The organism is Bradyrhizobium sp. SZCCHNS30572 (assembly GCF_032484415.1).
Classification (GTDB): Bacteria; Pseudomonadota; Alphaproteobacteria; order Rhizobiales; family Xanthobacteraceae; genus Bradyrhizobium.
Genome location: NZ_JAUESY010000015.1, coordinates 15568 through 29158, shown reverse-complemented (window position 1 = coordinate 29158; position 13591 = coordinate 15568). Strand labels below are relative to the sequence as shown.

Annotated in this window: 9 protein-coding genes; 6 read left to right on the top strand and 3 right to left on the bottom strand. The window is 66.3% G+C overall.

The window, feature by feature from the left end:
• Window positions 1–85 precede the first annotated feature (85 nt).
• Together QX048_RS34250 and QX048_RS34245 are read right to left on the bottom strand one after the other, a co-directional pair.
• A complete protein-coding gene (locus QX048_RS34250; protein WP_315753734.1) occupies window positions 86–1786 on the bottom strand; it encodes a hypothetical protein in 1701 nt (566 codons plus the stop codon).
• Between the two features lie 127 nt (window positions 1787–1913).
• Window positions 1914–2717, bottom strand: coding sequence for an MBL fold metallo-hydrolase (locus QX048_RS34245; RefSeq protein ID WP_315753736.1), 804 nt, complete (start codon window positions 2715–2717; stop codon window positions 1914–1916).
• A gap of 118 nt (window positions 2718–2835) precedes the next feature.
• Between QX048_RS34245 and QX048_RS34240 the strand changes: the two genes are divergently transcribed.
• From QX048_RS34240 to QX048_RS34215, 6 genes are all read left to right on the top strand, one after another.
• Complete coding sequence (locus tag QX048_RS34240; protein ID WP_315753737.1) at window positions 2836–3954, top strand: ring-opening amidohydrolase; 1119 nt, start codon at window positions 2836–2838, stop codon at window positions 3952–3954.
• 565 nt (window positions 3955–4519) lie between these two features.
• A complete protein-coding gene (locus QX048_RS34235) occupies window positions 4520–7051 on the top strand; it encodes a TonB-dependent receptor (protein WP_316201046.1) in 2532 nt (843 codons plus the stop codon).
• Between the two features lie 40 nt (window positions 7052–7091).
• The gene (locus QX048_RS34230; RefSeq protein WP_315716500.1) at window positions 7092–7781 is read left to right on the top strand and encodes a Fe2+-dependent dioxygenase; all 690 of its coding nucleotides are present in this window, start codon (window positions 7092–7094) and stop codon (window positions 7779–7781) included.
• 954 nt (window positions 7782–8735) lie between these two features.
• Window positions 8736–10025, top strand: a complete 1290-nt coding sequence (gene exbB / locus QX048_RS34225) for a tonB-system energizer ExbB (RefSeq protein ID WP_315828451.1) — start codon at window positions 8736–8738, stop codon at window positions 10023–10025.
• Window positions 10026–10029: 4 nt separating this feature from the next.
• Entirely contained in the window at window positions 10030–10479 is a 450-nt protein-coding gene (exbD, locus tag QX048_RS34220) for a TonB system transport protein ExbD (protein WP_315716497.1), read from the top strand.
• Window positions 10480–10505: 26 nt separating this feature from the next.
• Window positions 10506–11294: an energy transducer TonB gene (locus QX048_RS34215; protein ID WP_315828450.1), complete on the top strand. Its 789-nt coding sequence runs from the start codon at window positions 10506–10508 to the stop codon at window positions 11292–11294.
• Between the two features lie 358 nt (window positions 11295–11652).
• On the opposite strand, the gene QX048_RS34210 is transcribed toward QX048_RS34215, so the two are convergent.
• Window positions 11653–13509 (bottom strand): outer membrane beta-barrel protein, encoded by a 1857-nt coding sequence (locus tag QX048_RS34210; protein ID WP_315810621.1) that lies wholly within the window; start codon window positions 13507–13509, stop codon window positions 11653–11655.
• Between the last annotated feature and the right edge of the window lie 82 nt (window positions 13510–13591).

Sequence of the window (13591 nt, the reverse complement as noted above, 5' to 3'; positions counted from 1 at the left end):
AGCGCCCGGCCAGCGCAAGGCAACGGCCGAACGGAGACAAGGGATCACTGGAGACGGATGGGGAGCGGCGGCCGTCGTTCCGGCTTCACGAAGGTGAGGCCGCCGGCGGAGCGGGCTGAGGCTCCTGCACAGCGGTGGTGCCGGTGCCCTGCCCGATGCGGAACAGTTGGATGTAGCTGCCGAGATAGAGCGGCGTGAGTCCGGCGACCGGCTGCTCAGGGACTGGCGGGTCGAGCAACAGGACAGCATCGAAGTTCGACCGCCAGCCGGCCAGATAGCGCGCGAGCGGCAACACGTCGGCGGGCGGCGTGTCAGGTTGCAGCCAGCGCCACGCGGCGGGCTCGGCCAGCGGCTGCGCAAGACGAGCGAAAGAGGGACGGACCGTGATGGGCTGCTGGTTCGGATGGGCGAACATCAGCGGCCAGAACGCCCGCCGCTCGATCACGAGCAGCGCCGCCATATGGGAATCGACGTAGCGGAATCCGGGCAGTATCCGCTCGCGCCGGCTGGAGACGGGCTGCTCGTGGCCATGCGCGGCGATGACGCGCGCGCCGGGCTGCACATGCGCGATCGCCGCGCGCAGTTCGGCGAGGTCCACCCTGTGATCGATCCATGCCGATGCGATATCCGCGGTCCGAATCAACATCAGCCCCGAGAGGACGATGCCGACGAGCACCGCCTTCCTGCCGGACACGACCGGCTGCAAGCCGGCGAACAGCAGCAGGCCGCACATCGCGGCAAAGCGCATGTCGATCAACGTTCCTCCCAGCGCCGTCCACGGCGCGGCGACGAAGGCGACGAACAGCGCCGCCAGCGCCAGCGGAACGCCCGGCGCGACGACGAGCTGGCGCCGGACGAGGACCAACACAGACATCACCACGACCGTCGTGATGATCGTCAGCTCGGCGCTGGTGGTCAGGAACGGCGTCATGATGCGCCACAGCTTCGGCGGTCCGTCCCAGTCGCCGAGTTGCAATCCACCCTCGCCCAGCGGACAGAGCCCATAGAGCAGCACGGCCGGGCTGAGCGTGACTCCGAGCGCACAGGCAGCGACAGCGAACTCCCGCGCCAGGACCGGCGACCGGCGCAGCCGCCACAGCCGGTCGGCCTCTCCGGCGCCGATCAGGACCGCGAAGAACAGCAGGCCGAAGATGTGGCAGAGGAAGGCGGCCGCCGCGGCGATGGCGCCCCAGGCGATCGCGGGCAGCCAGCCGCCCCGACGGCGCAGCGCCACCCAGCCGGCGGCGCCGCCGAGGGCCAGGCCGAGCGAGAGCTGGAAATTCATGAAGCCGAGCAGGAAGACGCCGTCATAGGCGACGATGCCGGCCGCCAGCGGCCACAACGACAGCCGGCCGAACACCGCGCGGTGATAGGTGATGACGCCGACGAGCGGCGCGAACAGGCTGAGCGCGAGCAGGATGCGGCCGCCGACATGAACGTCGGTGACGCGCAGCAGCGCGACGCCGATCACGTCCATGCCGAGATTGGGCAGGATGCGCCAATTCGGCGCGTATATCTGCGACAGCACGGGATCGTCGGGATGCGCCAGCACGAACAGCCGCGCGAGGTGGTTGGGATAGTCGAGCACCGGCGGGACATCGACCAGCAGGAACGGCACCGCGAGCACGATGGCGAGCACCAGCGCCAACAGAATCCAGCGCCAGGACAGGTCGCCGGCGCTGGAGGCGGACACCGGATGATGGGGAGCTGATCGGAGGTCTGAATGCACGAGGAGCCCGGCCGGCACGATGGCGCCGGTCGCCGACGAGCACGATGGCAAATGCATTGAGGTACCCCATTCCGCCCGGGATACTTCGATACCATCCGACCAAAGACTGCAAGATGCCCTGAAACAACCTTCTGGTTGTGCCTAATGCCCCGTTACTTTACGGGGATTCCGCAAAGCTGGCGGCTCAAGCGATCGCCTGAAGATAACGCCGCACCGAGCGATCGAACGCCGCCTTCGCATCGTCGGCGATATTCTTCTGCCACCAGGCGCCGTAGATGCGATCGAAGGCCAGCGGCGCGACCGCATCGGCGATGCGGCGCACGGCGGCCGCGCCGAGCGGGATGTAGTTCGGATAGGAGTACATGAAGCTGACGTGGCGGCGATCCATCGCCACCATCGCGATGTCACCGGTCAACAGCGCGCCCTTGCCACCGGCACCTTTGCGCCAATGCAGGATGGTGGCGCCGGCAAAATGCCCGCCGGTCCGCAGCAGCACGACGTCATCCGAGATGGCGAGGCGATCGCCCGTCCATGGCACGATCGCCGGATGCGGCCGGGTGACGAAGGCGCGGTCGTCGCCATGGAGATAGACCGGCGCGTTGCCGAACGCGGCGCTCCAATCGGCGACCGCGCCATAGTAGTGCGGATGCGACACCGCGATGGCCTTCAGGCCGCCCAATGAGCGGACGCGGGAGATGGCCGCATCGGTCGCCAAGGGAATGCAGTCCCACATCACGCAGCCGTCCGGCTCGGGAACGAGCAGCGCGCGCTGGCCGATCGCAAAGCTCGGGTCCAGAGCGAGGCCGGTCAGCCCGTCATCCTCGCGCCAGATGACCTGATGCCGGCCAGCAAGGTCGTCGCGGCTGAGGAAGCTCTGTCCCTTCCAATTCACATATTGCCGCTCGTCCTCGCAGACGACGCAATGGCCGGGCGGCGCCTTCGTATCGGGAAACTGCGCGCCGCATTGAAAGCAGGTCCAGAGAGGCATGGATCACCGGTCGTCGAGATGGGATTGCGGAGGATAGCACGCGGACCATCCCGGAACACCGTCGCGCGCGGCTTCGTGATTGCCTAGTGTCGCCGGACGCCCGACAGGAGTTCTCGACATGCCGACCACGCTGCGCCGCGCCTACGTTCACCGCCTGCCGATGCGGAGCCCGGACGATGTCGGCGCGCTCGAGACCGGAATCGCGCAAGGCGCGATCGATCCCGCCGGCATCGTCGCCATTCTCGGCAAGACCGAGGGCAATGGCTGCGTCAACGACTTCACCCGCGCCTTCGCCGTGCGCTCGCTGGAGACGCTGCTCGGCCGCTATCTCGCAGCCGACGCCGTGCGGCAGATCGCGATGGTGATGTCGGGCGGCACCGAGGGCGCGCTGTCGCCGCACATGATCGTGTTCGAGGCACGCGACGGGGATGACGCCGCGGCGCCGCGCGCTTTCCCGGCATCGCTGGCGCTGGGGCGCGCGCGCACGCCGGCGCTGCCGGGCGAGCATCTCGGCCGCATGCCGCAGGTCGAGCTCGTGGCCGCCGGCGTGCGCGCGGCAATGACCGACGCCGGTATCAGCGATCCTTCCGACGTCCATTATGTGCAGGTGAAATGCCCGCTGCTGACGATGGAGCGCATCGAGGCGGTCGAGGCCCGGGGACAGCGCACCGCCGTGCGCGATACGCTGAAATCGATGGGCTTCTCGCGCGGCGCCTCGGCGCTGGGTGTCGCGATCGCGCTCGGCGAGCTCGCCGCCGCCGATGTCTCCGACGCGACGATCTGCGCCGACGTCTCGCGCTACAGCGCGCGCGCGGCCACCTCGGGCGGCGTCGAGCTGCTCGACCACGAGATCATGGTGGCCGGCATGTCGGCCACCTGGAGCGGACCGCTCGCGATCGATCATGCCGTCATGGGCGATGCCATCGACATCGAGCCGGCCCGGCAGGCGCTCGCCCGGCTCGGCCTGAACGTGCCGGGCCAGGTGGCGGCGGCCGATCGCAGCCGCATCGCCGCGGTGCTCGCCAAGGCGGAGGCGGCGCAGAGCGGCCGGCTGCGCGGCCAGCGGCATACCATGCTGGATGACAGCGACGTCTCCTCCACCCGCCATGCCCGCGCCTTCGTCGGCGGCGCGCTGGCCGGGCTGTTCGGCTTCACCGACCTGTTCGTCTCGGGCGGCGCCGAGCATCAGGGTCCCGACGGCGGCGGGCCGGTCGCGATCATCGCCGAGCGCCGCTGATCTCACGGTCGAGACCGCTGCAGATGCCGGCCCCTGGCATGAAGGTCTACGCTCGGAACCTCACCAACCGCTCCATTCCGACACCTGCCACCGCGGCAACGTCCCGTTCACCCAGATCGCTCCGGGCGCCCGCGTTCTACCTGATCACCACGGCGAAGTTCCGAGCCGCACACGCGTCCCGATCAGGCAACAGATTCGCCAGATTCCCGCCGCATCTCGCGACGCGGCGGGGAGCAGCTCGAACCGAAGATCGACCGAAGTGATCGTCAAGCGAACGATCCACCTCGCGAGACGACGTGAAGGACCACCAATTCTCTCATCAGCAATTGAATGACGGAGATCGGTTCAACCAGGAGATTTCAACTGTTGCTACGGGGCGACAGTCTGCAAACAACTCTCATTCTCAGAAATGGATGGAAACTTTTCGCATTCCGGCCACCGGCGGAACCAGCTTTGGGCCGCTTTCCCCCGCTTCTTGACTTGCATTCGCAACAAGCGCGCGCCGGTTGCGGGCGTTCAAGCGAACCCAAGTCAAAGTTTTGCGTAACGAATGGGGTGGTCGAGTATGGGTAAGGCAGTCTTTCCAAGGAGCTTGCGAGGGGCAAGCGGACACGAGTGGGATCCATCTCCCGAGATTTCCGGTGTGAAAGTCTCGGCAGTCGCGAGCCTGATCGCGGTTGCCTCGTTCTCCGGTGCCGAAGCCCAACAGGCGCCGCTGCCGTCCGTCACCGTCGAAGCCCCGGTGGCGCGCCCCAAGCCGGCCGCCTCGCGCCCGACCGCGGACCAGGTCCGCGCCCGCGACGCGATGCGCCGCGCCGCCCGCCAGCAACAACAGCAACAGGCCGCGGCGCCGAAGAGCAATCTGCCGCCCGACCGCAACCCCTATTCCAGCCCCGCCTCCGACTACAAGGGCGAGCGGCTGCAGGCCTCCGGCAAGTTTCCGGAGAAGCTGCTCAACACGCCGAAGACCGTCACCGTCCTGAGCAAGGAGATCCTGGCGGACAAGAACTCCACCAGCCTCAAATCCGCGGTGCTTTCCACCGCCGGCGTGACGCTCGGCACCGGCGAAGGCGGCAACGCGTTCGGCGACCGCTTCTTCATCCGCGGCTTCGACGCCCGCAACGACGTCTTCATCGACGGCGTGCGTGACGCCGGCGTCTCCGTGCGCGAGAACTTCTTCACCGAGCAGGTCGAGATCCTGCGCGGCCCGGCGTCGTCCTTCGCCGGCCGCGGCACCACCGGCGGCGCGATCAACATCGTGACCAAGCAGGCCACGACCGAGAACAGCTTCTACAACATGGACACCACGCTCGGCACCGACAGGACCAAGCGCGTGGTGATCGACGTCAACCAGAAGATCACGCCGACCTTCGCTGCCCGCGTCGGCGGCCTGTTCCAGGATGCCGGCGTGGCCGGCCGCGACTACGTCACCGACAACCGCAACGGCGGCTTCATCGCCACCAAGTGGACGCCGCTGGACACCGTGACCCTGTCCGCCAACTACATCCACAACGAGGTGACCGGCCGTCCGGACTTCGGCGTTCCCTACTATCGGCCGAGCACGCTCACCGCCGGCGCGCCATTCCCCGAGGTCGGCTCGCCGCGCAACGCCTGGTATGGCTTCGTCAACCGCGACTTCTCGCGTGTCGGACAGGACATCGGTACGTTCAATGCCGAGGTGAAGGTCACTCCAGACCTGACTATCTCCGACAAGATCCGGGTGTCGCGCTCGACCCTGAACTACATCGGCACGCTGCCGGAAGGCCCGACGCTCACCAACCCGCTGTCGAATTCGACGATCCGGGCCAATCCGCAGAGCCGCTTCCAGCAGACCGACGTGCTCGCCAACCAGCTCGAGGCGACCTACAAGTTCGATACCGGCAACTTCAGGCACACCGTGCTCGCGGGGCTCGAAGTCTCGCAGGAAAAGGCGCGCATCAACAGCTACACCGGGTTGACATCCGAGCAGCAGGGCCTGGCGTTCGCGGGCAGCGGCTCGCTCTCGGGCGTGAGCGTGTTCAACCCGCAGTTCACCAACCTACCGTTCGGCATTCCGTCGCTGGGACAATTCCCGACGAACGTGAAGATCGACTCGGCGAGCGTCTACGCGCTCGACAGCGTCAACTACCGCGATCTCGTCATCCTCAACGGCGGCGTGCGCTACGACAAATACGACGTCCGGGTCGACGGCTTCGGCACCGTCAACGGCGTCGCCAACACGCCGGGTTCGACGGCGGCCTCCAGCGGCATGCCGAACTTCAACGTCGGCATGACCTTGAAGCCGGTGCCCTACGCCAGCTTCTATGCGGCCTACGCCACCTCGTCGAATCCGGTCGGCGCGGAGTTCGACGGCCTCAGCCCGCAATATGGCGGCCTGTCGGCGGTCACCAATGGCGGCGCCAACCAGATCTTCGGGCCCGAGAAGAACACCTCGATCGAGATCGGCACCAAGTGGGAGCTGCTCGACGGTCGCCTGCTGGTCACCGGAGCGCTGTTCCAGACCGAGAAGGAGAATGCCCGCGAGTCGCGCAACATCACCAGCGCCGCGCAGGCCACCGCGGACTGCCCGTATCCGGCAGGCACCATCGGCTCCGTGCCGTGTCTCTCGGCCGGTGCCGCCTACCGCATCCGCGGCATCGACCTGCAGGCGGGCGGCAAGCTGACCGACAAATGGAGCATCTTCGGCGGCATCGTGCTGATGCAGTCGGAGGTGACGAAGTCGAACATCCCGCCAGCCAACACCGCGCTGTTCACCAGCAATGTCGGCCTGCAACTCGCCAACACCGCACACCAGTCGTTCAGCCTGCTGACGAAGTACCAGTTCAACGACACCTGGGAGATCGGCGGCCAGGCGGTGTACCGCTCGAAGATCTTCGGCGGCACCTGGCTGGCGGCCAACCAGGGCACGGAGCTGCCGAGCTACTGGCGCTTCGATGCGTTCGCGGAAGCCAAGCTCGACAAGAACTGGACGGCGAAGCTGTTTGTTGCCAACATCTTCGACAAGCTCTACTACGACGCTCTCTATCAGAGTGCCACCCCGTTCGTGCTCGTCGGTCCGGGACGAAGCGCGTCGATCGTCCTGTCCGGGCGGTTCTGATCGCACACCCAAACCTGGGCATACATCAAGTGATGAGTTCATGCTGATCTGTGTCCCCGGAGTTTTGAGCAAAGACGATGTGGCGGACTTCCGCCACATCATGGACGACAGCGACTGGGAGGACGGTCGCTCGACGGCCGGCGCCCAGTCGGCCATGGTCAAGCGCAACGAGCAGTTGCCGCCCGACAGCGAGGTGGCGCGCAAGCTCGGCCACCGCATCATTTCGGCGATGACCGCCAATCCGCGCTTTCTCGCCGCAGCCATCCCGCAGCAGATCTTCCCGCCGCTGTTCAACCGCTACAGCGCGGAGTCGGGCCACCATTTCGGCATCCACGTCGACAACGCGGTCCGCGGCGACAAGCTCACCGGCCTGCGCATTCGCACCGACCTTTCGGTCACGCTGTTTCTGTCCGAGCCGGAGGATTACGACGGCGGCGAGCTGGTGATCGAGGATCTGTACGGCTCGCACGAGGTCAAGCTGCCGGCCGGCGACCTCGTGCTGTATCCCGCCTCGAGCCTGCACATGGTCACCCCGGTGACGCGCGGCGTCCGCGTCGCCTCGTTCTTCTGGCTGCAGAGCATGATCCGCGATCCCCTCGCGCGCAGCATGATCTTCGATCTCGACACGACGATCCAGGGATTGTCGCAGCGGATGGGACGCGACGATCCGGAGATGGTGCGGCTGACCGGCCTCTATCACAACCTGATCCGCTACTGGGCCGAGAACTAGACGACCGTTTTCAACGTTCCAGCCCTATTGATGCAGATATGTAGACCCTCACTGTCATCGTCCGCGAACGCGGACGATCTGGTACGCCGTGACATCTCGGTTCATCATCTTCGCGGATTGCTGGATGCACTGCCTTCGCGGAGTATGACAGCGGTCGAGATGGCAAGCGATAGACCCGGCATCGACCGCTGTTTCCAAGGAAACGCGCGTCTCAATATCCGCCTTCGGTCGCCATGCTCACGTTGAGTTCGATCGTCTACGAGCCGGGTTGCACACATGCAGCCCGGCTCATTCGTTCGGACGATGACCGCATCGCTGCGGAGCCGTTCTCAGCCTTCGCGATGGACCACCGTCCAATCTCACAAGCGGCCGCCTGTCTCTTCCTTGAGCTGTCACACGTCCTTGACTGCCGGCAGACCGCCGCTTGCGAGCAGCACGATCTTTCTACGCCGGCAAGCGTGTGCGATTCGCGAACTTCAGCCACCGCTCGCGGCTTGAGCAGATCGCGCGGGGCCCGTTTTTTTCAAACAAACCTGATTCCACCGCACCCTGATTCGGATCTCGACGCTTTCGAGCCCTTTCCGGCGGCATCACGTCTCGAAGAACGCGCGTGATGCCCTCGCGCCCACCGAACGGGACCATCACGCCGGCGCCCACTAATTAGAATTGATGGAAGACCGAACGGCGGCATTTGCGTGACAGGCAGCCGCGTTGGCGGAACCGTGCACGGCTCGTCGCGCCCCAGGTCAGGACTTTCAGGGAGTTATGACGCGATGGGCAGCATCGCGAGCTCTTACGCAGATCACACGATTCGATTTTTCATCTGGCATCGCACTCACCGGAGTGACTGCCGACATTGATGTTCCCGCTTTGAGTCAACGCGCCGTCTCAAAACAGCCGGGTTACGACTAGAAGCATTACAGAGAAGATAACTACCAAGGGGTACGCAGCAACATGTTCAGGATCGTTCTTCATGTAGGAGCGGTGATCGCAGCCGTTTCGGCCGGCGCCATGGCGCATGCCGAGCAGCCGGCCACGTCGCCGAGACCTGGCCAGGCTGCCACCGCCCCGCAGACCACAGCACCGAGTCCCACGACTCCGACCGGCGCGAAATCCGTTCAGGCTCCGACGACGGCGGCCGCCACGCAGGCGCCTGCAGCTGCGCTCGCCAACGCCGCCAGTGCGCCGGCTCCCGTCGCGCACGCAGCTCAAGCTCAGGGCGGGGCTCCGAAGCCGATGACCGTCGGACAGGCGCAGACAGCCCCCGCCGTTGCCCAGCCCGCGCCCACGGCGCAGGCGGCCGCGCCTTCGCCGGCTCCGGGCGCGACCACGCCGCAAGCTGGTGCAACGAACCAGGCACCGGCCGCCACAACGAACGACACCCAGCCGTCGAGCGCGACCGAAGCCGTCACGGACACGGCAGCGGGCGACAAGGCGAAGGACCAGGCAGAGAAGCCGGCCCAGGGCGCGGCACAAGGCGGTGCGCAAGCGGCATCACACGTGCCGCATGATCTGTCGCCATGGTCGATGTTCCTGGCCGCCGACATTCTCGTGAAGTCGGTCATGATGGGGCTCGCGCTCGCCTCGCTTGCGACCTGGACCGTCTTCATCGCCAAGACCATCGAGTTCTCCATCCTGCGCCGGAAGCTGAGCGGCGCGCTGCGCAAGGTCGACGACGTACGCTGGCTGTCGGAAGCCAAGCTCGCGCTGGGATCACGCCAGAACGTGCTGACGGCTCTGATCGACGCCGCCATGCACGAGATCAGAATGTCGTCCGAACTGCCGTCTCACGGCGTCAACGAGCGCGCCGCGTCGAGCTTCTCCGAGATCGTACGTGCCGAGGGCCGGCGTTGCCGGACCGGCATGGGCCTGCTCGCCACGATCGGCTCGATCTCGCCCTTCGTCGGCCTGTTCGGCACGGTCTGGGGCATCATGAACAGCTTCATCGGCATCTCGAAGTCGCAGACCACGAACCTCGCGGTCGTCGCGCCCGGCATCGCCGAAGCGCTTCTCGCAACCGCCATCGGCCTCGTCGCTGCGATCCCGGCCGTGATCATCTACAATCACTTCACACGGGTGACGAAGGGCTACATGGAGCTCGTGAACCGGTCCTCCGGCGCCACCGCCCGGATGCTGTCGCGCGATCTGGATCGCGGCCAGAGCCACCACAGCAGCCATCACGGCGAGCGCTTCGAGCCGATCCACGTCCACTCTGCGCCTCCGATGGCGCTGGCGGCGGAGTAGCTCCATGGCCGTCTCTCTCTCGGAAGGCGATGGCGACGATGATCTCGGCGAGACGAGCGACATCAACGTCACGCCCTTCATCGACGTGATCCTGGTGCTGCTGATCATCTTCATGGTGGCGGCACCGCTGTCGACGGTCGACGTCCCGGTCGATCTCCCGACATCGACGGCCACGCCGCAGAAGAAGCCGGACAAGCCGATCTATGTCAGCATCAAGCCGGATCTGACGCTGTTCGTCGGCGAGGAGCCGGTGAAACGGGCGAGCCTGGTGAGCACGCTCGAGCACATCCCCGAGGCGGCGAAGGACAAGTTCATCTTCCTGCGCGCCGACCGGGGCGTGGCGTATGGAGAGCTGATGGACGTGATGGAGCTGCTGCGGACCGGCGGCTATCCGAAGATCAAGCTCGTGACTGTCGAAGGCGTCTCACAGGCCGCCGCCCAGGCTGCACATTGAAACCAGTGAAACGACGGAACTGAAGAATGGTCGAACACAAGTATCAGGGAGCGTCGCGCCGCTTGTGGATCTCAGCCGCGATCGGCGCCCTCATGCTGCACGGTGGCGGCGCCGCGCTCGCGGTCGTCCATCTCAGCGGCAATGACGCGGACGGCGGTCTCGGCGCGGCCGGCACCGAATTCGCGCTCGAGATCGCCTCTCCCCAGGTCGAGGACAACGATCTTCCGCCGGGTCCCGACAGCGACGCGGCCGAAGCTGCGCCGGAGCAGATGCAGCAGACCGCCGAAGTCAAGGAGTCCGACGCCGTCAAGGACAAGCCGACCGAGACAGAGGAGGAGGCCGATCGGGTCGTCACGCAGAACGATCCCAAGAAGCCGGAGAAGGAGGAACAGCAGCAGGCAACCCAGCAGGCCGAGGCGTCGGTCGCATCTGCTGCGCAGGAAGAATCGGCCCGCAAGGCGCTGGACGAGGCCGCGCCGCCGGCCGAGACGGCCAAGGCCCCCAATCCGGGAATGGGCAAGGACAAGCAGAAGCTGACCAACGATTGGGGCCGAAAGATCAGCGCCTATTTCGAGCTGCACAAGCGCTATCCGGAAGGCAAGAAGCACAATGGCACGGTCAAGGTGGCGCTGGTGCTGAGCCGGGCCGGCAAGGTGGTGTCTGCGTCCGTCATGCAGTCGTCCGGCGACTCGATGTTCGACGATGCCGCGCTGGCGATGATCCGCCGCTCCGACCCTGTGCCTGCGCCGCCGTCCGGACTGACGGACGATCAGTTCAGCTTCAGCCTCGACGTGAACTTCAACCAGAAGAAGTAGACCGTGCGTCGTTCGACGCGTGTATCTTGAAGACTTGGCAGCGTTCGCAATGGCGCGAGCGCTGCTTTTTGCGTCTGCTGGGCCTAGGTCGCGCGGACGAAGGAACGCGAGACCTTTCCGTATCCGGCCGGAATCCCCGCGAGACGACCTTTTCCAAAGTCCCCTCTCATATTCCTACGGAGATGGGTATCCCTCGCTGTCATCGTCCGAAGGCGGACGATCCAGTACGCCGTGACGTTTCGGTTCGGCATCTGCCGCCACGGAAGTACTGGATGCCCCGCTTTCGCGAGGCACGACAGCGTTGGAGACTGCTGGGGGCTCAGCCCACCACGCATGCCGATTGGATGGAAACGTTCGTCTAGTACTGTACCCGCGCGCCGACCTGCACCACGGTCGCCGACAGATTGTTTTCGCGGAAGTTGGAGCGCGTCTCCTCGCGCCGGACGCTGGCCCTGAGCTGCAGCAGGCGTGAGAACTTGTAGAGCATGCCGAGCTCGACCAGATAGCGGTTGTCGACCCGCGTCGTACCGGTGAACGCGTCCTCGCCATAGCCGGCGAGGAACGTGCCGACGAGCCAGGGCTCGAACTGATGCTCGATGCCGACGGTGACGTCGCGCTTGAGCACGCCGGAAATGCCGGGCTCGGTGATCTCCACCACCTGCGACTTGGCCCCCAGCGCGATCGCCGTCTCCTTGGCGAACTGCCATGTCAGATTGGCGTCGGCAATGAAGCCGTTGACCGGCTTGAGCATCGGATCCTGATAGCGGCGCGTCAGATAGCCGACGGCGACGTCGCCTGTCAGCTTGTCGGCGTAGTTGAAGGTCACGCCGGCCTCGACCGCCGTCCCGGTGGAGTCGCGGCGGAAGCCTTCGGCATCGACCGCGATGTCGTGAACGCGGCGATCGACGGCGACGTCGACGAAGGGACGGATCTCCGGCGTCAGATTGTAGGTGATGCGGCTCTGCGAGCCGTATTGGACGAAGTTGCGATCGGCATTGCTGACGATCTGGCCGTCGACGAGCGGCGCGTTCTGGAACGCGACGCGGTCGATGGCGGCCTTGGTCGAGACCTCGACCTCCTCGAACCGCTTGGTGACGCCCGCCGAGCCGCCGACGGTGGAGGCGAGCGGAATCCTGGCGAACCGGCCGGCGAAGCGCGGCGTGCCGGGATCATCGGCATCGACGGCAACGTGGCCCTCGCCGTTGAGCGCAAACGTATCGGTGATGTCGTAGCGCCCATTCACCTTGGCGTCGACGGTAGGCCTGCTGAGCTGCCGGAGCTTCGCATAGTCGATGTAGCCGACGCGCACATCGGCGTTGAGCAGATGCCGCTCGAACTGAGAGCGCACGAGCAGGACCGGCGCAACGCTGACGAAGGCCGAGCCCTTGCCTTGCGGCACACGGCCGGGATTGCTGTCGAAGCCTGAGGACATTTCGAACGCAGGCTTCAGGATGAAGTTTCCCACCGTGATGCCCTTGGGCTCATAGGGGTCTTCCGCCATCATCGGCGGCTGCGGCTGCTCCTGCGGCTTCTGCCCCTTGTTCACCGGCGGCAGCCGCATCTTGGGCTTGTCCGCCAGAACGGGCGGAATCGGCTGCGCATCCTGTCGCGGAATCGGCGGCAGGTTGCGCGGCAGCACGCCACGCGTGGCCGGCGGCGGACTGACGGCGAACGCCAGCGCGTCCAGGCAGCGATTGGGCACGTTCGTGACCGACAGCCGGCCCGGCGTCGACAGGCAGCCGCCGACCAGGAGGCCGGCGGACGGTGCACCGAAAAAGCCGTTTCGAACCGGAGCCAGACGCGGCGCCGGCTCGCGGCGCGCGGCCTGCGGGAGCGCGCCCGCGCCCGCATCGATCGGAGACCGCGGCCGCGGCGGTGGAGCCTCGTCCACCTGCGTGGCCGCCTTCGGCTCCGGCTCGACCCCGCCCGGCGAAACGATCACCTGCGGAATGACCAGCGGTCCATTGCTGTTCGCCGGCCTCACCGGCTGGCGGCGGCGATTGGGTACGACCACCACCGGTCCGGCGTCGGTGGTCCCCGGATCTGCATAGGCCCTGACCTGGCTCCCCGGCGTGACGGTCTGACCGTAGGACGGCGCGACTCCGAACAGCGTCACGAGCAGCACGGTGATCGCAACCGTCTCCTCCTGGCACCGTGAGACGTCGCGACCGATGCCACGTCTGGAAGCGACCGTCTCTCGTGCTGCCCGTTCCAAAGAGCCTCGTCTCCGTCGAGTTCGGCAACCCGCGAAGCGCGGCGCCCGCGGCGTGACGCATCCCGGCATCACGGCGTCGAAG

Excerpts from the sequence above, each read along its gene's own strand:
- QX048_RS34250 (WP_315753734.1), bottom strand. The coding sequence starts at position 1,786 with ATGCATTTGCCATCGTGCTCGTCGGCGACCGGCGCCATCGTGCCGGCC.
- exbB (WP_315828451.1), top strand. The coding sequence starts at position 8,736 with ATGTTCAGGATCGTTCTTCATGTAGGAGCGGTGATCGCAGCCGTTTCG.
- exbD (WP_315716497.1), top strand. The coding sequence starts at position 10,030 with ATGGCCGTCTCTCTCTCGGAAGGCGATGGCGACGATGATCTCGGCGAG.
- QX048_RS34230 (WP_315716500.1), top strand. The coding sequence starts at position 7,092 with ATGCTGATCTGTGTCCCCGGAGTTTTGAGCAAAGACGATGTGGCGGAC.
- QX048_RS34235 (WP_316201046.1), top strand. The coding sequence starts at position 4,520 with ATGGGTAAGGCAGTCTTTCCAAGGAGCTTGCGAGGGGCAAGCGGACAC.
- QX048_RS34215 (WP_315828450.1), top strand. The coding sequence starts at position 10,506 with ATGGTCGAACACAAGTATCAGGGAGCGTCGCGCCGCTTGTGGATCTCA.
- QX048_RS34240 (WP_315753737.1), top strand. The coding sequence starts at position 2,836 with ATGCCGACCACGCTGCGCCGCGCCTACGTTCACCGCCTGCCGATGCGG.
- QX048_RS34245 (WP_315753736.1), bottom strand. The coding sequence starts at position 2,717 with ATGCCTCTCTGGACCTGCTTTCAATGCGGCGCGCAGTTTCCCGATACG.